21 protein-coding genes are annotated in these 19,792 nt (G+C 76.2%); 11 read left to right on the top strand and 10 right to left on the bottom strand.

All coding sequences use genetic code 11. From position 1 onward, the window contains the following. Positions 1–144 precede the first annotated feature (144 nt). Positions 145–1,839, top strand: coding sequence for an ABC transporter family substrate-binding protein (locus tag ABD345_RS04360; RefSeq protein ID WP_344550393.1), 1,695 nt, complete (start codon positions 145–147; stop codon positions 1,837–1,839). Positions 1,840–1,892: 53 nt separating this feature from the next. Here ABD345_RS04360 and pip read toward each other — a convergent pair whose 3' ends face one another. Continuing rightward, entirely contained in the window at positions 1,893–2,879 is a 987-nt protein-coding gene (gene pip / locus ABD345_RS04355) for a prolyl aminopeptidase (RefSeq protein WP_344550392.1), read from the bottom strand. 109 nt (positions 2,880–2,988) lie between these two features. After that, complete coding sequence (locus tag ABD345_RS04350) at positions 2,989–3,246, bottom strand: amphi-Trp domain-containing protein (RefSeq protein WP_344550391.1); 258 nt, start codon at positions 3,244–3,246, stop codon at positions 2,989–2,991. A gap of 198 nt (positions 3,247–3,444) precedes the next feature. On the opposite strand from ABD345_RS04350, the gene ABD345_RS04345 reads away from it, so the two are divergent. Together ABD345_RS04345 and ABD345_RS04340 are read left to right on the top strand one after the other, a co-directional pair. Further along, positions 3,445–3,915: a DUF6325 family protein gene (locus ABD345_RS04345; protein WP_380271927.1), complete on the top strand. Its 471-nt coding sequence runs from the start codon at positions 3,445–3,447 to the stop codon at positions 3,913–3,915. 63 nt (positions 3,916–3,978) lie between these two features. Next, positions 3,979–4,281, top strand: coding sequence for an SHOCT domain-containing protein (locus tag ABD345_RS04340; RefSeq protein WP_344550390.1), 303 nt, complete (start codon positions 3,979–3,981; stop codon positions 4,279–4,281). 74 nt (positions 4,282–4,355) lie between these two features. On the opposite strand, the gene ABD345_RS04335 is transcribed toward ABD345_RS04340, so the two are convergent. The 6 genes from ABD345_RS04335 to ABD345_RS04310 all read right to left on the bottom strand — a co-directional run bounded on the left by ABD345_RS04335 (position 4,356) and on the right by ABD345_RS04310 (position 9,750). Continuing rightward, positions 4,356–7,139 carry a discoidin domain-containing protein gene (locus ABD345_RS04335; protein ID WP_344550389.1) on the bottom strand — a complete coding sequence of 928 codons (2,784 nt, stop codon included), beginning with the start codon at positions 7,137–7,139 and terminating at the stop codon, positions 4,356–4,358. Between the two features lie 226 nt (positions 7,140–7,365). Then, positions 7,366–7,734 (bottom strand): hypothetical protein, encoded by a 369-nt coding sequence (locus ABD345_RS04330; RefSeq protein ID WP_344550388.1) that lies wholly within the window; start codon positions 7,732–7,734, stop codon positions 7,366–7,368. A gap of 268 nt (positions 7,735–8,002) precedes the next feature. Beyond that, positions 8,003–8,326: a hypothetical protein gene (locus ABD345_RS04325; protein WP_344550387.1), complete on the bottom strand. Its 324-nt coding sequence runs from the start codon at positions 8,324–8,326 to the stop codon at positions 8,003–8,005. Positions 8,327–8,424: 98 nt separating this feature from the next. Next, the gene (locus ABD345_RS04320) at positions 8,425–8,733 is read right to left on the bottom strand and encodes a hypothetical protein (protein ID WP_344550386.1); all 309 of its coding nucleotides are present in this window, start codon (positions 8,731–8,733) and stop codon (positions 8,425–8,427) included. A gap of 147 nt (positions 8,734–8,880) precedes the next feature. Continuing rightward, a complete protein-coding gene (locus ABD345_RS04315) occupies positions 8,881–9,183 on the bottom strand; it encodes a DUF3040 domain-containing protein (RefSeq protein WP_344550385.1) in 303 nt (100 codons plus the stop codon). A gap of 24 nt (positions 9,184–9,207) precedes the next feature. Further along, the gene (locus tag ABD345_RS04310) at positions 9,208–9,750 is read right to left on the bottom strand and encodes a DUF4383 domain-containing protein (protein WP_344550384.1); all 543 of its coding nucleotides are present in this window, start codon (positions 9,748–9,750) and stop codon (positions 9,208–9,210) included. Positions 9,751–9,975: 225 nt separating this feature from the next. On the opposite strand from ABD345_RS04310, the gene ABD345_RS04305 reads away from it, so the two are divergent. The 7 genes from ABD345_RS04305 to ABD345_RS04275 all read left to right on the top strand — a co-directional run bounded on the left by ABD345_RS04305 (position 9,976) and on the right by ABD345_RS04275 (position 17,197). Beyond that, entirely contained in the window at positions 9,976–10,932 is a 957-nt protein-coding gene (locus ABD345_RS04305; RefSeq protein ID WP_344550383.1) for a MerR family transcriptional regulator, read from the top strand. Positions 10,933–11,589: 657 nt separating this feature from the next. Further along, complete coding sequence (locus ABD345_RS04300; RefSeq protein WP_344550382.1) at positions 11,590–12,027, top strand: SRPBCC family protein; 438 nt, start codon at positions 11,590–11,592, stop codon at positions 12,025–12,027. Between the two features lie 182 nt (positions 12,028–12,209). Beyond that, positions 12,210–13,538: an NAD(P)/FAD-dependent oxidoreductase gene (locus ABD345_RS04295; protein WP_344550381.1), complete on the top strand. Its 1,329-nt coding sequence runs from the start codon at positions 12,210–12,212 to the stop codon at positions 13,536–13,538. A 44-nt stretch (positions 13,539–13,582) separates the two neighbouring features. Next, on the top strand, positions 13,583–14,473 hold the full coding sequence (locus ABD345_RS04290; RefSeq protein WP_425556769.1) for a DUF1365 domain-containing protein: 891 nt from the start codon (positions 13,583–13,585) through the stop codon (positions 14,471–14,473). Continuing rightward, a complete protein-coding gene (locus ABD345_RS04285; RefSeq protein WP_344550380.1) occupies positions 14,470–15,735 on the top strand; it encodes a class I SAM-dependent methyltransferase in 1,266 nt (421 codons plus the stop codon). Before ABD345_RS04290 ends, ABD345_RS04285 begins: the two co-directional genes overlap by 4 nt. Positions 15,736–15,791: 56 nt before the next feature. After that, the gene (locus tag ABD345_RS04280; protein ID WP_344550566.1) at positions 15,792–16,544 is read left to right on the top strand and encodes a DUF1295 domain-containing protein; all 753 of its coding nucleotides are present in this window, start codon (positions 15,792–15,794) and stop codon (positions 16,542–16,544) included. A gap of 71 nt (positions 16,545–16,615) precedes the next feature. Next, on the top strand, positions 16,616–17,197 hold the full coding sequence (locus tag ABD345_RS04275; protein ID WP_344550379.1) for an AAA family ATPase: 582 nt from the start codon (positions 16,616–16,618) through the stop codon (positions 17,195–17,197). Positions 17,198–17,309: 112 nt separating this feature from the next. Here ABD345_RS04275 and ABD345_RS04270 read toward each other — a convergent pair whose 3' ends face one another. Both ABD345_RS04270 and ABD345_RS04265 read right to left on the bottom strand, forming a co-directional pair. Beyond that, positions 17,310–18,047, bottom strand: coding sequence for an anti-sigma factor (locus tag ABD345_RS04270; RefSeq protein ID WP_344550378.1), 738 nt, complete (start codon positions 18,045–18,047; stop codon positions 17,310–17,312). Then, a complete protein-coding gene (locus ABD345_RS04265) occupies positions 18,044–18,631 on the bottom strand; it encodes a sigma-70 family RNA polymerase sigma factor (RefSeq protein ID WP_344550377.1) in 588 nt (195 codons plus the stop codon). Before ABD345_RS04265 ends, ABD345_RS04270 begins: the two co-directional genes overlap by 4 nt. A 239-nt stretch (positions 18,632–18,870) precedes the next feature. Between ABD345_RS04265 and ABD345_RS04260 the strand changes: the two genes are divergently transcribed. Next, a partial coding sequence (locus ABD345_RS04260) for a molybdopterin-dependent oxidoreductase (RefSeq protein WP_344550376.1) occupies positions 18,871–19,792 on the top strand: 922 nt, incomplete at its 3' end.

Here is a 19,792-nt window from a genome sequence, read left to right as displayed (position 1 = left end):
CTTCGATCAGTTCTGCGCACGGCCCCCTGGTGGGTCGGCTGACGGGCTGTTACGTTCGGCCCGCCGGCACCGACTTGGCTGCCCACCATCAAGTGCCGCCACACCCGGCGGCCCCCGACTCTTCGAAATCCGAGGACTCCCCCGATGCGCACACCGCCCGCCGCCCGCCGGACCGGCCGCGCCGCCGCCGCGGCCCTCGCCGTCCTCCTCACCGCGACCGCCTGCAGCTCGGCGGGCGGCTCCGGCGGTGACGTGGCCAAGACCGTCTCCCCCACCGTGGACGCCGAGGACAACAACCCGCAGCCGCCGGAGAACGTCAAGGACGGCGGCGAGCTGCGCCTCCCGCTCCAGCAGTGGATCACCCAGTGGAACCCGTACCAGGTCGACGGCCGGTACGGGGACGCGGTGGAGATCATGTACTACACCGAGGCCAAGCTCTTCCGGGTCGACGCCAAGGGCGTCTTCCACCCCGACCCCTCGTACCTGGTCTCCGCCGAGGTCACCTCCACCTCGCCGCAGGTGGTGACGTACAAGCTCAACCCGAAGGCGGTCTGGTCGGACGGCACCCCGATCGGCTACCGCGACTTCGCGGCGGTCTGGAAGTCCTCCAACGGCAAGGACCCGGCCTACAACATCGCCGACCCCTCCGGCTACGAGCAGATCTCCGCCGTCGAGCAGGGCGCGGACCCGAGCGAGGTCAAGATCACCTTCGCCGAGCCGTACGCCGACTGGCAGAACCTGTTCAACCCGCTGCTGCCCGCCTCCGGGCTCTCCACCCCGCAGGACTTCAACGAGGGCTGGGTGGAGAAGACCCCGGTCTTCGGCGGCCCGTTCGTGGTCGCGAACGCCGACAAGACCGCGCAGACCATCACCCTGACGCCCAACCCGCGCTGGTGGGGCCCGAAGCCCAAGCTGGACCGGATCACCTACCGGGTGCTGGACGCCGCCGCGATCACCCAGGCGTTCCTGAACAACGAGACCGACCTCGCCACGGCCGGCACCGCCGCCGCGTACGGCCAGCTCAAGGACGCCCCCGACACCGCGATCCGCACCGGCACCCCCTGGGACGAGGTGCACATCTCCTTCGGCGGCAACGGCGCGCTCGCCGACCAGAGAGTCCGCCAGGCGCTCGGCCGGGCGCTGGACCGCGCCTCGCTGATCAAGATCGCCAACAAGGGCGTCCCGGTGGAGTTCAAGCCGCTCGGCAACCACCTGTTCATGACCAACCAGAACGGCTACCGCGACAACTCCGGCGACTGGGCCTCCTACGACCCGGCCACCGCGAAGAAGTGGCTGGACGAGGCCGGGTGGAAGGACGCGGGCGGCACCCGCAGCAAGGACGGGCAGCCGCTGGAGCTGCACTACGTGCTGAACGACGCCTCCAACCAGGCGCAGACCGACCTGGCCACCGCCGTGCAGAACATGCTCCAGCAGGTCGGCGTCAAGCTGACCGTCGACAAGGTGCCCAGCAAGGAGTACTTCACCAAGTACGTCAACCAGGGGAAGTTCGACCTGGCCAGCTGGCGCAACACCGACTCCTTCCCGCTCTCCCAGACGGTGGCGATCTACCGCGCCCCGCAGGGCGACAACGTGTTCGGCAACTACTCGAAGCTCAGCACCCCCGAGATCGACACCCTGCTGCGCAAGGCCGCCGCCACCCTCGACCCGGCGCAGGCCGCCGAGCTGTACAACCAGGCGGACGCGAGGATCTGGGAACTCGGCCACACCGTGGAGCTCTACCAGCGCCCCAGCATCGTCGCCGTCCGCAAGGGCCTGGCCAACTACGGCGCCGGCAGCCTGGCCAGCATCGTGATCACCTCGGTCGGCTGGCAGAAGTGACCGCCCGGGCCGGTGCCGCCCGCGGCGGGCGGCACCGGCCGGCACCGGGCGGCTCAGCGGTGCTTGAACTCCTCCAGGGCCTCGAACACCGTCCGCCGCATCGCCTCGCCGCCGACGTGCCCGGAGTCGTCGAAGACGTGCAGCCGGGCGTCCGGCCACGCCTTCGCCAGCTCCCACGCGGTCTGCACCGGGGAGCCCATGTCGTACCGGCCGTGCACCAGCACGCCCGGGATGCCCGCCAACCTGTGTGCCCCGCGCAGCAGTTGGTCCTCCGCCAGCCAGGCGCCGCGGCTGAAGAAGTGCGCGCAGATCCGGACGAAGGCGATCCGGGCGTCCGCCTCCCGGGCGCTGTACATCCCGGGGACGCCGTTCGGCTCGTCCGAGACCACCGCGTCCTCCCAGGCCAGCCAGGCGTCGGCGGCGGCCGCCCGCACCGCCCGGTCCGGGTGCTCCATCCGGCGCGCGTAGGCGGCCAGCAGGGCGTACACGTCGCCGTCCCAGGCGTGCTCGGGGACGGCGGCCCGGAAGCGGTCCCACGCCTCGGGCTTGAAGGCCGACACCCGGTGGTAGAGCCAGTCGGTCTCGGCCCGGCGGGTGGTGGTGACCGCCTGGAGGACGATCTCGCTGACCCGTTCCGGGTGCTGCTGCGCGTAGGCCAGGATCAGCGTGCAGCCCCAGGAGGCGCCGTCCAGCAGCCAGCGTTCGATGCCCAGGTGCGCGCGCAGCCGCTCCATGTCGTCGACCAGGTGCTGCGTGGTGTTCAGCGCCAGGTCCGCGGCCGGGTCACTGGCGTGCGGGGTGCTGCGCCCGCAGTTGCGCTGGTCGTAGCGGACCACCCGGTAGCGCGCCGGGTCCCAGGCCCGGGTCGGCCGGTCCGGCGTGCCCGCGCCGGGGCCGCCGTGCACGTACAGGGCGGGCTTGCCGTCGGGGTTGCCGAGCTGCTCGTAGTAGACGCGGTTGCCGTCGCCGGTGTCGAGGAACCCTCGGTCGTAGGGGGTGGTCGGCGGGTGCAGGAGGTCGTCCAGGGAGGTCGCAGACATGACGGACGAGCCTAACCGCCTTGAGCGGGAGCGCAACTGAACAGCCGTCACCCCCGGTCGCGTGCTCGACCGGGGGTGATTGGGGGCGGGGCCGGGCGGGGCGGGGGTGTCAGTCCCCGGGGTCCTCGGAGCGCTCCGCCGCCGTCGTGCGCCAGGACATCTCGATCTCCAGCTCGACCTCGTCGCCGTCCAGCTCGACCTCGATCTCGGTGTGGAGCTCCTCGGGGATGCGCAGGGTCAGCCTGCCGGGCCCGAGGGCCAGCTCCGCCTGGCCGCCCCGCCGGATCGCGGCGGCCAGCGCCTCCAGCTGGTCGGCGGCCTCGGCGCGTGACAGTGCGCGCTTCTGCGTGAACTCCAGGTCTTTCACGGCAACCCTCCCGGTCGCACGGGGACAGCGGACTCCCTCCCCATCCTGCGTCCTCCCCGGCCCGGGAGCGCGGGGAGCACCGCCGGGCGGCGACCGGCCGTCCGGGTTAGCGTGGGACCGGGCCGAGGCCGGGGACGTTCCGGGCACCGGCCCCCGGTCGCGGTACCGGCGGCCGGGCGACGCCCTCTTGGAGCTGACGTGAACGACCTGTCCCACGCCCCGGAAGAGTCGGAAGAGCTCGGTCCGATCGACTACCTGGTGATCTCCTTCCCGGGCAGCCGACTGACCGGCGAGGGGCTGCCGCTCCTCGTCGACCTGGTCGACCGCGCGATCATCCGCGTCCTGGACCTCACGTTCCTGCGCAAGGACGAGGACGGAACGGTCTCGGTGGTCCAGATCGCCGACCTGGACGGCGACGGCCGCCTCGACCTCGCCGTCTTCGAGGGCGCGTCCTCCGGCCTGCTCGGCGACACCGACCTCGACGAGGCCAGTGCGCTGCTGGAGCCGGGCGACAGCGCCGCCGTCCTGCTGTACGAGAACCGGTGGGCGGCGCCGCTGGCCGCCGCGCTGCGCCGGGCCGACGCCCGGATGGTCGCCGGCGGGCGCGTGCCGCTGCAGGACGTCGTCGAGGTCCTCGACACCATCGAGGCGCTCGGCTCGACCCGCTGACCGCCCCCGGCCCGCGCCACCGGACGGGCCGGACCCACCGACCGCCTCCGAGGGAGGACGCACATGCCTGGACTGCTCCGCGGAGTGGCCCGTACCGCCGTCGTCGCCGGGACCGCCACCGCCGTCTCGAACCGGGTGTCCCGCCGCCAAGCCGGCCGCTGGGCCCAGCAGGGCGACACCCGGTACGCACCCCCGCCCGAAGCACCCGCCCCCGCACCCGTCGCACCGCCTCCGGCCACCGCGCCCGCCGCCCCGACCATGGACCAGAAGCTGGAGCAGCTCCAGCAGTTGGCGGCGCTCAAGGAGCAGGGCGTCCTCACCGACGACGAACTGGCGGCGCAGAAGGCCCGGATCCTCTCCGGCTGAGGCCCGCGACGCTCCGCACCGGTGGTCCGGACCCCTGCTCGGGGGTCCGGACCACCGGCGCGGGGCGGGGGGAACTACTGCTGCCAGAGCTGGAGTTCGGAGAGCTGCCCGGCGGGCCAGCCGGTGTTGGCGATGACCTGGACCCGGACGTAGCGGGCCTGGGCGGCGGGGAAGGCGACGGTGACGGTGTTGTCGGCGGCCGGGTCGAAGAGGTAGGGGGCGGACGCCTTCAGCGGGGTGAAGGCGGTGCCGTCGGTGGAGCCGAGCAGGGTGAGGGTCTGGGTGCGGGCGCCCCAGCCGGCGGGCAGCCGCAGCACGGCGCGGGAGAGCGTGCGGGTGGTGCCGAGGTCGACCTGGGCCCACTGCGGGTGGGCGTTGTTGGCGCTCTCCCAGTAGCTGGCGCGGTTGCCGTCGGTGAGGTTGCCGGAGCCGTACACGTCGGTGTGCGAGGACTCGGCGGTGGGCCGGCCGGCCGCCAGGTCGGTGGCGGGCGGGGCGGAAGTGCCTTGGAAGCGGAGGCTGTTGAGGTTCCAGCCGCCGGTGTCCTGGACCAGGGTGAGCACCTGGCGTCCGGCGGGCAGGGTGAGCCGGGCGGTGGCGTCGGCCCAGGTCTGCCAGTCGCCGGTGGCGGGCAGGCCGACGGCGCCGGTGAGGTTCGTGCCGGTGGCGTCCGCCAGGTGCAGGGCGCCGGTGACGGCGGCGGGCGCGGCGTACCGGAGGGTGAGGGTGTACGTCCCGGCGGTGGCGACGTCGACGGTGTAGCGCTGCCACTGGCCGCCGGAGGTCCAGCCGAGGCCGTAGCCGCCGCCGGTGTCGGTGATCGCCTCCAGGTCGACGCCGTCGGCCCGGTAGCCGTTGGCGGTGCCGTTGACGGTGTTGACGAAGTAGCCGGTGCCGGGGCCGCCGGTGTCGTAGTCCTCGGCCTGCACGGTGCCGGGCACCGCGGCGGGCGAACCGCCGTACGGGGCTTCGGGTTCGGCACCGCCGCCGCCCCAGCTGTTGCCGCTCGCGGTGACGGCGAAGGCGGGCGAGTTGTTGCGGTAGGCGGTGGCGCCGGGGGCGCTCAGGCCGGTGACGGTGTTGTCGGTGAGGGTGGCCGAGCCGGTGGGCGCGGGGTAGAACGGCGGGGCGACCACGAAGCCGTTGCGGCCGGGGGAGGTGACGGTGTTGTCGCGCAGCACGGTGTTGGTGGAGGCGGACAGGCCGACGCCGTCGTACAGCGGGTTCAGCACAGTGTTGTCGGTGACGGTGACCCGGTCGACGGTGCCGGTGTTCTGGCCGTCGCCGCCGTTGCCGACGTGCAGCGCGGGCTGGCCCTGGTCGTAGCCGTTGCCGCCGGAGCGGACCACGGTGTTGGCGTTCAGGGTGGCGCCGAGCAGGTCGCTGCCGTTGACGCCGAACCGGCCCGCGCCGAGGCCGATGTAGCGGGCGGTGTCGGAGATCAGGTTGTGCTCGATCAGGTGGCCGCTGCCGCCGTAGACGCCGATGCCCTTGCCGCCCCAGGGCGCGACGACCGTGTTGCGGGTCATGGTGATCCGGGCCATCGGCGTGTAGTACGTCCGGTTGCCGTTGCCGTCGGTGTTGTAGTTCACCGAGTTGACGGCCATGCCGTCGTCGCCGGTGCCGCGGACGAAGTTGTTCGTGGCGGTGATGTCGCTGCCGACCGAGTTGCCGAGCGAGACGTTGTTGACGTTGATGCCGTCGGCCCAGACCGCGGTGACCCGGGCGTTGCGGACGCTGCCGCGGGTGCCGGACGCCCAGTAGCCGGACTCGACGTGCTGGCTCCAGATGCCGTCGGCGCTCCAGCCGTCACCGGTGGTGTCCATCGCCCCGCCGCCGCCGTCGACCGTCTCCCGGCTGGTGGAGTCGGAGTCCAGGTGGAAGCCCTGGACGTGGGTGGAGGTGAGGTTGAACAGGGCGGCCAGCGGCGTGCTGTTGGGCAGCGGGACGTCCCGGTAGATCGTCGAGTACCACTGGCCGGCGCCGACGATGGTGATGCCCCTGGCGGTCAGGCCGGTGGTGCCGCGCAGGTAGAAGGTGCCCGGCGGGATCCACAGGGTGCGCTGCTGGGCCTGCGCCTGGTCGATGCAGGTCTGGATGGCGGCGGTGGAGTCGACGGCGTCGGGCGCGGCCGAGCCGTTGGTCGGGGTGCTGCTCGCGACGGCGCCGCAGTCGGTGATCGACAGCGACCCGGCGGGCCGGGCGGCGGGCGGCGGCGGGTTCTCCGCGTCCAGCACGTCGATGTCGTAGTACGCGGCGGTGTTGGCGGCGTCCTTGCGCAGTTCGACGGTGCTGCCGGGGGCGATCGGGGCGCCGGTGACGAAGGCGTGCGCCTCGTCGAAGAAGTCGCGCGGGTCGCCGTCGGCGGGGTTCTGGTCGCTGCCGTTGTAGTGGCCGTCGCCGCCCTCGTAGAACCAGCTCTGCCGGGAGTTGAGGTTCAGCGCCTGCCGGAACGCCCCGTCCACGTACAGGTTCAGGGTGGCGGTGCTGCCGCCGCCGGCCGCGGAGTCCGGGATGCTCTCGCGCAGGTTGATCGCGCTGACCGGCCCGCCGGTGGTGTTCGTCCAGCGCACCCCCTGCCCGGTGGCCGCCAGGTGCACGTACGCGTGGCCGGAGGCTTCCAGCGCGGCGCTGGAGTACCGGGTGGTGGGCGCGGCGGCCAGCGCGACGACGACGGCGCCGCCGGTCGGGGTGCCCGCCTCGGCCTCGAACTGGACGAACGGGAGGGTGGCGCCCGCGCTGTCGGCGGCGGCGGCCGTAGTGGCGGCGGCCGTGGCGCCGGCGAGGGCGGTGGCGAGCAGCGCGGTGGTGGCGAGCAGGGCGGTGCGGGCGCGGCGCGGGGCGGCGGGCGGTCTCATCGGGTCCCTTCCTGGGCGTGCGCGGGGCGCGCTCCGCGGAGGCGCGGGCGCGTGGGGCGGGGAGCGGCGGGACAGCAGCGAACGTAATCCCGTTGACATGAATCCGCAATGCCCGGATCGGATCGCGCAAAATCCCAACTACCCATGCGCACGCCACAGTCAGCGCTTCGGGCGGCACCGCCCGTCGGCCGACACCGCCCGGTGCCGGCCGGTGCCGCCCGGTGGCTCAGGCCTCCTTGGCGACCGGTCCGGCCGCGGTCTCGGCGTTGCGGCGGGTCTTGGCCCAGCCGTTGCGCCCGCTGGTCATCCGGCCGACGGCGCGCCAGGAGACGACGTACCGGGAGAGCAGGTAGGCGGGGTAGGTCAGGCCCCAGGCGACGGAGCGCCAGAAGCCGGTGCCCGGTTCCCACTTGCGGCGGTAGATCGGGCCCCGGACGACGAACTGGCCGATCGCCGCGTACAGCAGCAGGCTGCGCCAGCCGCCGTCGGGGGCCGGGCGGGCGTCGTCGATCACCCAGACGTGCGCCTCGGGGCAGGAGCGGCGCAGGTAGACCAGGGTGTCGCCGATCACCGCCTCCTCGTCCCGGCAGGGCACGAGCAGGTGCCACTTGGATGTACAGGAACTGGCACCACGTCAATCACCGTGCGTCACCATCCGGGGGCCTCGGCGCGGGTGGCGCCGGCCCGGTCACCGACCGCACCACCGCGCGCCACCGCCCACCGAGCGCGCACCGACCGCCCGGCAGCCCTTCAGCACGTCAGCCCGGCCGGGTCGTCCCGGACGGTCCGGCGGCGGCTTCAGTGACGGGGTGCGGGCGGGGGTGCCGGAAGGCGGTGGCGGTGGCGGTGGCGGGCGGGCCGGGTCACCCCAGGCCGAGGGCGGCGCGCAGCCGTCCGCGGGTGGCGGCGGCGGCCTCCCGGGTGACGGGGTCGTCGCTGCCGAGGGCGTCGCCGAGCAGCAGGTCGGCGGCGGCGACCACGGCGGCGGGGAGGACGACCTCGCGCAGGCCGAGCAGTTGGGCGGCGGCCTGGTGCCCGAGCGACGGCGGGTCGGCGGGCCGTCCCTGGGGGCCGGACGGCCGTCCCGGCGGGGCGGGCGGGCGGCCGTGCGGATCGGCGGGGTCGGGGACGCGCGGGGGCGCCGACACCGGGTGCCCGCCCTGCGGGCGGCGCGGTTCGTTGATCACGGGCATGTTCCGTCCAACGGGTCACGGGCCGCGACGGTTACGCGGCCGGAACGTTCGGGTGGCCCGACGGGCCGGGCGGGGCCGGGCCCGGCGGGGGTTCAGGAGGCGTGCCGGTCCTGGGCCGCGGCGGGTGCGGGGGCGCCGAGGGCGGGGCGTTCGGGGCGCGGGGCCAGCGTGCGGATCCCGGCCGGGGCGCGGGCGGGCTCGGCGGTGCTGTGCGCGGCGCGGATCCACCGGGCCAGGGCGTGGGCGAACTCCGGTCCGATCGCGGCGGCGTGCTGCAACTGGTCCAGGTCCCCGGGCCGGAGCGGCACTCCGGCCTCCGAGAGGGCGGCCAGCAGGGGTTGCAGCTGCGTCCACTGGAGGCGGACCACGGGCAGCGGGCTGGTATGTGCAGGCTCTGTCACGCCCGTTCCAACTTCCGACCCCCGCCGGGGTCACGGCCGGTCCGCCCGGTTCCACCGCAGGGTGCAACGGCGCTCCGGCCGCCCGGGAGGACGGCCCGGGGACGGCTCGGGGACAACCCGGGGGACGGCTCGGGGGACGGCCCGCCGTCAGCGGAGGCGCAGCCCGGCCAGCCGCCGCAGCGCGAGCCCGCCCAGCAGTGCGGCCCCGGCGGCGAGCAGCGCGGCGGCGAGCGGCTGCGGCCCGCCCGCCCCGGCCCACAGTGCTCCGGCGGCCGTCAGGACGGCCAGCAGGGCGACGGCGACGACCAGCGGGCCCGGACGGGCGGCGAGCCGGACGGCCCGCCCGGGCCGGCGGCGCAACCGCCGGTCCAGGCGGGGGTCGGCCCGGCGCAGGTGGTGTTCGATCTCCGCGAGCAGGACGCGTTCCCGGGCGGTGAGTCGGGTGTCCATCGGGGTCCGCCACCTCTCCGGGCGTCAGCCGGGGTTGCCGGGCAGTGCGGTCCGCCGGTCGGCGGACCCGACGGGCAGCGCGGTGGCGGACCGGGTGGCGGGCGCGGTCCCGGGGTGGCGGCGGAGCCAGTACGGGTTGTCGTGCGGGAGTCCGCCGCTGACCCGGCCGTACATGCCGCAGGTGGCGATCAGCAGGCCCGCCACGAAGCTGAACAGGACGTTCGGGACGCGGAAGGCGAGCAGGTTGGCCGGGGAGTCCAGCAGCGCGAGGTTGACGAACCCGCTGAGCACGAACAGCGTCCCGACCGCGATGGTGACGGTGGAGGCGGTGCGCCCGCCGATCAGGGCCGCGGCGAGCAGCACGACGGCGGTGACGATCGAGACGGTGCTGAGCAGGCCGTTGCTGGAGAGCCCGGCGACGCGTTCGCCGCGCGTCCCGAAGTAGGGCAGGCCGTCGGCGAGGCCGAGGGCGCCGAAGGCCAGCAGCACCAGGGCGCACAGGCCGGCCCCGAGGCGGTGGGTCCGGGACAGTCGGCGGTCGGCGGTGGACGGGTCGTGGCGTTCCATGGCGGTTCTCCTCTCGCTGCGGCGGGCCGGGCCCTCCGCGGTTGCCCCTCCTGCCGGAAAGGTTTCGCCGTCGACCGGGCGGGCGTCCTCCCGCAACGCTGGTGCAGCGCTTCGGGACCGTCCGGCGGCTCCTCCGTAACGCTGCACGAACGCTGCGGGAGGACAGCGACGGCCGCCGGGCCGCACACTCGCGGCGTACTGCCCGCCCGTCCCCGGAGGCCCCAGATGCGGACGCCCGGCACCACCGACCCGGGACTGCCGACCGGCGCGGTCGCGCGGCTGTTCGGCGTGTCGCCGACCACGGTGCGCTCCTGGGAGCGCCGCTACGGCATCGGCCCGGCCGACCAGGAGCCCGGCCGCCACCGCCGCTGGCACGCCGGGGACGTCGCGGTGCTGGAGACGATGTGCCGGCTGACCTCCCGCGGCCTCCCCCCGGGCGAGGCCGCCCGGATCGCCCTGGCCGGCCCCGACCGCCCGGACCCGTCCCCGCCCGCGGACCCCCTCCCGCCTGCGGACCCGCTCCCGCCCTTCCTCCCGGACGGGGAGCGGTCGGCCGGCCGCGGACTGACCCGCGCGGCCCTGCGGCTGGACGCGCCGGAGGTCGCCCGCGTCCTCGGCGAGGCGGTGCGGTCCCTGGGGACGGTGCGCGCCTGGACGGAGGTGATGGCCCCGGCGCTGCGGGCCGCCGGTCGCCGGTGGGCGGCGGACGGCGAGCAGTACGTCGAGGTGGAGCACCTGCTGTCCTGGCAGGTGTCGGCCGTGCTGCGCTCGACGGCGCTGCACCCGACCGTCCCGGTCCTGCCGGGCCCGCCGGTGCTGCTCGCGGCGATGCCCGGGGAGCAGCACAGCCTGCCCCTGGAGGCGGTCGCGGCGGGCGCGGCCGAACGCGGCCTGCCGCTGCGGATGCTGGGCGCCGCCGTCCCCGCCCGGGCACTGCTGGACGCCCAGCGGCGGATCGGACCGTCCGCCGTGCTGCTCTGGTCCCAGACCCCGCAGACGGCGGAGCACCGGCTGGTCCGCCTGGTCGCCGAAGCCGCCTGGGGCCAGCGCGGCGCCCGGACGGGCTCGGTGGTCCTGACCGCGGGCCCCGGCTGGGGCCCCACCGGCCCCGCCGCGGCCTCCGCCGTCCCGCGCTCCCTCACCGCCGCCCTCGACCTGGCCACCCGAGCCGTCACCCGCTGACCACGACCCCGCCGACCCGAGCCCCCGCCCGGCTCGGGCAGGGCCCGGCGACACCGCCGGCCGCGCAGGCCCCCGCCTGGAACCGACCGGCCCACCCACTCACGCCCCGACCCACCGCCCACTGCCCGTCCCCCACCCGTCCCGGGCACAGCGCAGCAATGCCGCCGCCCCGTGCCCCGGGCAGCCGGGCCCCGACCCACCGACCCCACCCCTCACCGCCCGCCCGCCTCGGGCACGGCTCGGCGACACCGCCGATCGCAGGCCCCACCGACAACCGACCGGTCCCGCAGCAACCTCCGTCCCGTTCACCGCACTCGGCCCAGCACCCCGAGCCCCCGCCCGCCGACGCCGTCCGGCTCGGGCACGGCTCGGCGACACCGCCGACCGCAGGCCCCCGCCGAGAACGCCCCGACCCACCGCCCACTGCCCGTCCCCACCCGTCCCGGGCACAGCGCAGCGCAGCAATGCCGCCGCCCCGTGCCCCCGGCAGCCGGGCCCCGACCCACCGACCCCGCCCCTCGCCGCCCGTCCCCCGCCCGCCTCGGCGACACCGCCGGCCATCGCCGATCGCCCTCGGCCCGGCAACCCGAGCCTCCGCCCCATCCGTTCACCGTCCGGCTCCGAATCACCTGGTCGTCCCCTGAGCGAGGAGGTCCGGTGATCGAGGTGGTGCGGGAGATGCGGACGGTGTGCCCGGCGGGCGGGGTGCTGGAGTACCTGGCGGACTTCGGGCACGCCGTCGAGTGGGATCCGGGGACGGTGGAGTGCGTCCGGTTGGGGGCGGGCGGGCCGGTGGTGGGGGCGCGGTGGCGGAACGTGTCGGTGTTCCGGGGGCGGCGCAGCGAGTTGGTGTACCAGCTGGTGGCCCGGGAGTCGGACCGGTTGGTGTTCGTCGGGCGGAACCGGACGGTGACGGCCACCGACGAGATCCTGGCGGATCCGGACCGGGACGGGGCCGGGGCCGTGCTGCGCTACCGGGCCCGGTTGCGGTTCCACGGGCTGGCGCGGCTGGCGGAGCCGTTGTTGCGGCGGGAGTTCGAGCGGTTGGCCGACGCGGTGGAGCAGCGACTGCCCGAGGTGCTGGACCGGCTCTGACCGGGGCCGGGCCGGGTGGCCCGTTCGGAGCAATCCGGGCGGGGGGCGGCGCCGAATGCGGGGTGTGAGGGCCGCCGCGGGCGGTCCGCGAGCAGGGGAGGATCGACGTGACGACACTCGGCACCGTTTCCGCCGGGGGGTCCGTCCCCCCGGCGCCGCGCCGCCGGCCGCCGGTGCGGCGGGTGGCCGTGGTGGGCGCGGGGGTGGCGGGGCTGAGCGCGGCGTACGCGTTGGCGCGGGCCGGGGTGGCGGTGGAGCTGTTCGAGGCGGACGGTCGCCTGGGCGGGCACGCGCACACCCAGCGGACCACCGCCGCGGACGGCCGGGAGCTGGCCCTGGACACCGGTTTCCTGGTGCACAACACCCGCACCTACCCGGAACTGGTGCGCCTGTTCGGCGAGTTGGGGGTGCGGACACAGGAGAGCGACATGAGCATGTCGGTGTCCTGCGCGGGCTGCGGCCTGGAGTACGCGGGCGCCCGCGGCCCCTCCGGGCTGCTGGCCACGCCGGGCAACCTGGCCCGCGGCCGGTACCTGCGGATGCTCGGCGAGGTGCCGCGCTTCCACCGGCTGGCCCGCGCCCTGCTCGCCGACCCGGAACAGGGCGGCCGGGGGCCGGACGTCCGAGGGCAGAGCGGGCAGAGCGGGCCGGAGCAGCACGAGCCGAGCCTGCGCGAGTTCCTGGCGGGGCACGGCTTCTCGGCGTACTTCACGCAGCACTTCATGACGCCGGTGGTGTCCGCGGTCTGGTCCTGCGCGCCCGACCTGGCCGGCGACTACCCGGCCCGCTACCTGTTCGCGTTCCTGTCCAACCACGGCCTGCTGAGCGTCACCGGCTCGCCGACCTGGCGCACCGTGGTCGGCGGCTCGGCCGCGTACGTGGAGCGGATCGCCGCCCACCTGGCCGCGCACTCCGGCACCGTGCACCGGTCCGCGCCGGTGCGCGCGGTGCGGCGGCACCCGGACGGCGTCACGGTGAGCACCGAGGACGGGCGGTCCGCGACGGCGGACGCGGTGGTGGTCGCCGTCCACGCCGACCAGGCGCTGCGGCTGCTGGCCGACCCGACCCGGGCCGAGCAGGAGGTGCTGGGCGCCTTCGCCTACTCCCGCAACCCGACGGTGCTGCACCGGGACGCCTCGCTGCTGCCCCGGTCCGCCTGGGCCCGCGCGTCCTGGAACTACCGGATGCCCGACTGCGACGCGCCCTCCGACCGGGTCCGGGTCAGCTACCACCTGAACCGGCTGCTGCGGCTGGGCGGCGCCGAGGACTACCTGGTCACCCTGAACGAGGACGGCCACTCCCCCGTCCCCGAGCCGCTGGTGGTCTCCCGCACCGTCTACGAGCACCCGATCTACACCGCCCGCACGGTCGCCGCCCAGCGGCGGCTGCCCGAACTGGCCACCGGCCGCACCGCGTTCGCCGGGGCGTACCACGGCTGGGGGTTCCACGAGGACGGCTGCCGCTCCGGCCTGGCCGCCGCCCACCGACTGCTGGCGGCGGTCGCCCCGTGAGCCTGAACGACCCCTCGCACGCGCCGGACGCCGCACCCGCCGCACTGCCCGGCCGGTGGGGCGCGGTGCTGTACGAGACCCGCACCACACACGTCCGGGCCGAACCCCGCCGGGTCTTCCGGCACCGCGGCTACCTGTGGCTGGTCGATCTCGACCGGCTGCCCGAACTGCCGTGGCCGCTGCGCCCGTTGGCCCGCTTCCTGCCCCGCGACCACACCCTCGACGGCAGCCCCGGCGGCGGCCCCGGCGGTATCCGGCGCGACCTGGAGCGCCACCTCGCCGCGCACGGCCTGGAGCTGGGCGGCGGCCGGGTGCTGATGCTCACCCAGGCCCGCTCGCTCGGGCACGTGTTCAACCCGCTGACGGTGTACTGGTGCCGGGACGCGGCGGGCGCGCCGCTGTGCACCGTCGCCGAGGTGCACAACACGTACGGCGGGCGGCACCGCTACCTGCTGCGGGCGGACGCCGCCGGGCGGGCGCGGAGCCCGAAGGAGTTCTACGTCTCGCCGTTCCTGCCGCTCGACGGCCACTACGACCTGCTGCTCCCCGAACCGGATCCGCACCCGCGTCCGGCCCCGGACCGCGCCGGAGCCGGAACCGAAACCGGAGCCGGGACCGCCCGCCTGCACCTGGCCGTCCGGCTGGAGCTGCCCGGCGGGCGGGCGTTCACCGCCACCGTGACCGGCACCGGCCGCCCGGCCGGCCCGGCCGCGCTGCTGCGGGCCGTCGTCCGGCACCCGTTCGCGACCTTCGCGGTCAGTTTGCGGATCCGGACCCAGGGCATCCGCCTGTGGCTGCGCGGCCTGCCCGTCCACCCCCGGCCCACCGGCCCGCCCGCCGGTCGGCCCACCGGTCGGCCCGGCACCCGTCCGGTCGGCCGCCCCGACACCCGTCCCCGTCCCCGTCCCCGCACCGGAGAGGCCCCGCCCGCATGACCGTCACCACCGCCCCGCTCCCGTCCGCCGTCGACCCGGCGCGCTGGCCGGACGTCGCCCGGGTGCCGCACGCCCCGCTGCGGGCCGCGGCGGCCGGACGGCTGCTGCGCCGGGCGGCGGCCCGGCGCGGCCTGCGGGTCGAACTCCCGGGCGGACGGCCGCTGTTGCCCGCCCCGCCCGGCGCGCCGGTGCTGCGACTGCACCGCCCGGAGGCGTTCCTGCACCGGGTGGGCGCGGGCGGGCTGATCGGCTTCGGCGAGTCCTACCAGGCGGGCGACTGGGACAGCCCCGACCTGGCCCGGCTGCTGACCGTGCTGGCCGCCCGCCCGGAGACCCTGGTGCCGCCCGGCTCCGGCCTGCTGCGCCGGCTGTACGTGCGGCGGCCCCCGGCGGCGGAACTGTCCACCGCGGACAACGCGCAGCACAACGTCCACCGGCACTACGACCTGTCGAACGAGCTGTTCGCGCTGTTCCTCGACCCGACCCTGTCGTACTCCTCGGCGGTGTTCTCCGACCCGTCCCCCGCCACCCGCTGGGCCGACCTGGTGCCCGCCCAGCACCGCAAGATCGACCGGCTGCTCGACCTGGCCCGGGTCGGCCCCGGCACCCGGCTGCTGGAGATCGGCACCGGCTGGGGCGAACTCGCCCTGCGGGCCGCCGCCCGCGGCGCCCGGGTGACCACCCTGACCCTCTCCGCCGAGCAGCTCGTGCTGGCCCGCCGCCGGATCGCCGACGCGGGGCAGTCCGAGCGGGTCGACGTCCGGCTGTGCGACTACCGGCAGGCCCGGGGCTCGTACGACGCGATCGTCAGCTGCGAGATGATCGAGGCGGTCGGCCGCCCGTTCTGGCCCGCCTACTTCACCGCCCTGGACGGGCTGCTCGCCCCCGGCGGCCGGGTCGCCCTGCAGGCCATCACCATGCCGCACGACCGGATGCTGGCCAGCAGCGGCACGTACACCTGGATCCTCAAGTACGTGTTCCCCGGCGGCCAGATCCCCTCGCTGCGGGCGATCGCCGACACCGCCGCCGCGCACACCCGGCTGCGGATGGACAGCGCGGACGCGTACGGGCCGCACTACGCGGAGACCCTGCGGCTGTGGCGGGAGCGGTTCACGGCCGAGGCCGGGCCGGTCGCGGCGCTGGGCTTCGACGAGGTGTTCCGGCGGATGTGGGAGCTGTACCTCGCCTACTCGGAGGCCGGGTTCCGCTCCGGCTACCTGAACGTCCACCAGGTGCTGCTGAGCCGGGACGGCCTGCGGTGAACGCCGCCGCGTTCGGCGTCGGCGCGGCCTGCGCCGCGGGCGTGGCGCTGCTCGTCATGCTGGCCGCGTTCGCGGTCGGGGTGCGCACCGGCCGGCACCGCGGCGTGGACGTGGCCTGGGGCCTGGCGTTCACCGCCGTCGCGCTGACCGGCTGCGGGCTGTCCGCCGGGTACGGCGACGGGGGCCGCCGGGCGCTGGCCACCGTCCTGGTCGCGGTCTGGGGGCTGCGGCTGGCCGCCCACCTGTGGTGGCGGGCCCGCGGCCTGCCCGAGGACGCCCGGTACGCCCGGATGCTCGCCAAGGCCCCCGCCGGCCCGGCCCGCACCCGGTACGCGCTGCGGACCGTCTACCTGCTGCAGGCCGCCCTGGTCTGGTTCGTCGCGCTCCCCGTGCTGGCCGCCCAGTACCTGCCCGACCCGCCCGGCGCCACCGCCTGGGCGGGCACCGCGCTGTGGGCGGTCGGCCTGTTCTTCGAGGCCGTCGGCGACGCCCAACTCGCCCGGTTCAAGGCCGATCCGGCCCACCGGGGCCGGGTGATGGACCGCGGCCTGTGGCGCTGGACCCGCCACCCCAACTACTTCGGCGACGCCTGCGTCTGGTGGGGCCTGTTCCTGCTGGTCGCCGACCACCCGATCGGCTGGGCCTTCGTCGGCAGCCCGCTGCTGATGACCTACCTGCTCGCCTTCGGCAGCGGCAAGCCCATGCTGGAACGCCACCTGGCCACCACCGACCGCCCCGGCTGGTCCGAGTACCTGGCCCGCACCAACCCGTTCCTGCCGCTGCCGCCGCGCCGCGGCCCCGGCCGCTGACCGGGGGCCCGACCGGCGAGGCCCCGCCCCGGGTCTCCCGGCCGGCCGCCGCCACCCGACAGAATGGGACCGTGCCGAACAACCCGCCGCAGCCGCCGACCATCCGGGTGCCGACCGGGCTCGTCGTCCTGGTCGGTCCCCCGGCCTCGGGGAAGACCAGCTTCGTCCGGGCCCTGGTCGCGGGCCGCCGGATCGACGCGGCGGCCGTGGTGTCCAGCGACGCGATCCGGGCGGAACTCTTCGGCACCTCGTCACCCGCGGAGGCGGAATCCGACGCGGCGGACGCACGGGTCTTCGAGGAGCGCGACCGCAGGATCGCCGCCCGGCTGGCCGCCGGGAAGTGCGCGGTCGCCGAGTCGACGAACGTCACCGCGCAGGCGCGCGAACGGCTGATCGCCCTCGCCGGGCGCTTCGACGCCCCGGTGACCGTGCTGCGGTTCGACCCGGGCCTCACCGACCTCCTCCGGCAGTACACCGAGCGGGGCCGCACCGACCTGACCCCGGCGGACGTCCGCGCCTACGCCGCGGTGATGGCCCGGGACGCGAGCCCCGACCGGCTCCGCTCCGAGGGCGCGGCGGCCGTCCACGACGTCCCCGGGCGCCGCCAGGCGACCACGCCCGCCGAAGCGGCCGCGCGCTTCTCCTTCGCCTGACCCGGCCGACACACGTCCACGACCGCCCCGGAGCGGCCGGCGCGGGAAGCCGGGCGGCGCCGGCCACGGCCGCAGACCGACGACCGACGACCGACGACCGGCTCCCGCCGCCTCAGCTGAACGGCAGCAGCAGCACCGGCGCCCCGCTCGGGTGCGCCGACCCGCCGGCCGGTTCGAGCGTGACGCCCACGCCCGCCGCGCCGTCGAGCGCGCCGGTGAGCAGCAGGGTGCCGCTGCCGGTGGGCAGCAGGCCGGCGGGGCGCATGGTGCCCGCGTCGTCGTACCAGAGCTGGTAGGTGCGGTCGGGGCCCGGGGCGGGGAGGCCGGCGGCGAGGAAGCCGGCCTGGCCGCGGCTGCCGGACCAGACGACGGTGCCGGTGCCGCCGCCGGGGGTGGTGGCGGTCGCGGTGCGGGCGTCGGGTGCGGTGAGCAGGGCGGTGACGGTCTGCTGCTGGCGGGCCAGCGTGGTGGCGCGGTCGCGGGCCAGCTCGGCCTCGTGGTGCTGCTGGACGGCGACCGCGCCGGCGCCGAGGGCGAGGGCGAGGCAGGCCGCGAGGGCGAACTTCGTCGCGTGGCGGGCGAGTCGGCCGCGGGCCGGGGCGGTCCGGGCGACCGGCGGGGCTTCCTGCCGGACGCCGGGCAGCGCGGCCAGCACCCGGCCCTTGAGCGCTTCGGGCGGGGTGACCGCCTCGGCGGCGCCGAGCCGGGCCAGGGTGGCGGCGAACTCGGCGGTCTCCTGGGCGCAGGACGGGCAGTGGTCGAGGTGGCGTTCGAAGTCGCGGTGTTCGTCGGGGCCGAGCGCGTGGGTGGCGTAGGCACCGGTGAGGGTGTGCGGGTCGAGGGTGTTCACGCGCCCACCCCCAGGCAGTCGCGCATCCGGATCAGGCCGTCGCGCATCCGGGTCTTGACGGTGCCGAGGGGGGCGCCGAGCACCTCGGCGACCTCGGGGTAGCTGTAGCCGCGGTAGTAGGCGAGCGTCAGTGACTCGCGCTGGAGTTCCGTCAGCGTCTTCAGGCAGCGCCGCACCTGCTCCCGCTCCAATCGTCCCTCGACCTGTTCGGCGACCTCGTCGTACGGGGTGCCGCCGTGGTTCGCGGTGGCGACCCGCCGGTCGCGGTCGGCGGCGGCCTGCGCGGAGCGCACCCGGTCGACGGCGCGCCGGTGCGCGATGGTCAGCACCCAGGGCAGCACCTCGCCGCGCTCGGCCCGGTAGCGGGCCGCGGTGCGCCACACCTCCAGCAGCACCTCCTGGGTGACCTCCTCCGACTGCGCCGGATCCCGGAGCACCCGCCGCACCAGGCCGAACACCGGCCCGGCGACGGCGTCGTAGAGCGTGGCGAACGCGTCCTGGTCGCCGCGCACCACGCGGGAGAGCAGCTCCCGCAGGTCCGGCCCGGGCCGGCGCGGCGGGGCGAGTGAGACCAGGTGGCTCATCCGGTCACCCCGCCTTGGACGTTCCTGCGCTGCACCACGGGCACCTGGGCCTCCCCTGCGGCGGCCGGAACTCCCGGCCGCGACGACTCGACAACACGACTGCACCCCTGTTCGTCACGGTCGCCCGTCCGGATTGCCCGCGCCGCCGAACCACTTCACCGCGGCCGCTTCCCCGGCTCTTCCCCGGCTCTTCCCCGACTCGCACCAATCCGGGCCCCACCGCCCGCCGAATGCCGGATGTGGACAACGAGAACCCCCGGCGCCGCCCCGGCCCGGTCACCGGCGCCGCTCTCGGCCTGGCCGCCGCCGTCGCGGCGCTGGGCGCGGGCGAGTCGGCCGCGCTGGCGACCGGGCCCGCGACCTCGCCGGTGGTGGCGGTGGGCGCGGCGGCCGTCGACCTGGCCCCGACCGCCCTGAAGGAGTACGCGGTACGGGAGTTCGGCACGCACGACAAGGCGGTGCTGCTGGCGGGCGTCCTGCTGACCACCGCGCTGCTGGCCCTGGCGGCGGGGGTGCTGACGCTCCGCCGGCCGGTCGCGGGCGCGGCCGTGTTCGGCGCGTTCGGACTGCTGGGCGGGTGGGCGGCGCTGTCCCGGCCGGTCGCGGCCGCGGCCGACTGCGGCCCCTCGCTGCTGGCCGGCGCGGTGGGCGCGCTCGCGGCCGCCGCCCTGGCCCGCCTGCTGCACGCCGCCGCAGTTGACCCGCCCGCTGCTCCCCCCGTCGACCCGCTGACGGCCGCACCGCCCGGACGCGTCGTCACCCGGCACCTGCCGGGCCGCCGCACCGGCACCCGGCGCACCGTCACCCGCCGCACCGCGCTGGCCGCGACCGCGGGCACCTTCACGGCGGGCGCCACCGCGGGCCTGGCCGGACGCCTGCTGGCGCAGCCCCCGTACGACACGGCGGCCGTCCGCGTCCCGCCGCCCGCCCGTCCGCTCCCCCCGCCGCCCCCGGCCGTGCGCCCGAACGTCGCGGGCCTGTCCCCGTTCACCACCCCGAACGGCGACTTCTACCGGGTCGACACCGCCCTCACCCTGCCCCGGATCGACCCGCGCGATTGGACACTGCGCATCCACGGCCTGGTGGACCGGCCGCAGTTGCTCACCTTCGACGACCTGCTGCGCGAACCCCTCGAAGAACTCGACCACACCCTGTCCTGCG

It is taken from the genome of Kitasatospora saccharophila (assembly GCF_039529925.1).
Classification (GTDB): Bacteria; Actinomycetota; Actinomycetes; order Streptomycetales; family Streptomycetaceae; genus Kitasatospora; species Kitasatospora saccharophila.
Note: the sequence above shows the minus strand (reverse complement) of the source record. Positions and strands in the feature narration are given on the sequence as shown.

Bases quoted from the DNA above. Each gene is read 5' to 3' on its own strand.
- ABD345_RS04360 (WP_344550393.1), top strand. From the start codon at position 145: ATGCGCACACCGCCCGCCGCCCGCCGGACCGGCCGCGCCGCCGCCGCG.
- ABD345_RS04285 (WP_344550380.1), top strand. From the start codon at position 14,470: ATGACCGTCACCACCGCCCCGCTCCCGTCCGCCGTCGACCCGGCGCGC.
- ABD345_RS04315 (WP_344550385.1), bottom strand. From the start codon at position 9,183: ATGGACACCCGACTCACCGCCCGGGAACGCGTCCTGCTCGCGGAGATC.
- ABD345_RS04305 (WP_344550383.1), top strand. From the start codon at position 9,976: ATGCGGACGCCCGGCACCACCGACCCGGGACTGCCGACCGGCGCGGTC.
- ABD345_RS04280 (WP_344550566.1), top strand. From the start codon at position 15,792: ATGCTGGCCGCGTTCGCGGTCGGGGTGCGCACCGGCCGGCACCGCGGC.
- ABD345_RS04310 (WP_344550384.1), bottom strand. From the start codon at position 9,750: ATGGAACGCCACGACCCGTCCACCGCCGACCGCCGACTGTCCCGGACC.
- ABD345_RS04335 (WP_344550389.1), bottom strand. From the start codon at position 7,139: ATGAGACCGCCCGCCGCCCCGCGCCGCGCCCGCACCGCCCTGCTCGCC.
- ABD345_RS04265 (WP_344550377.1), bottom strand. From the start codon at position 18,631: ATGAGCCACCTGGTCTCACTCGCCCCGCCGCGCCGGCCCGGGCCGGAC.
- pip (WP_344550392.1), bottom strand. From the start codon at position 2,879: ATGTCTGCGACCTCCCTGGACGACCTCCTGCACCCGCCGACCACCCCC.
- ABD345_RS04340 (WP_344550390.1), top strand. From the start codon at position 3,979: ATGCCTGGACTGCTCCGCGGAGTGGCCCGTACCGCCGTCGTCGCCGGG.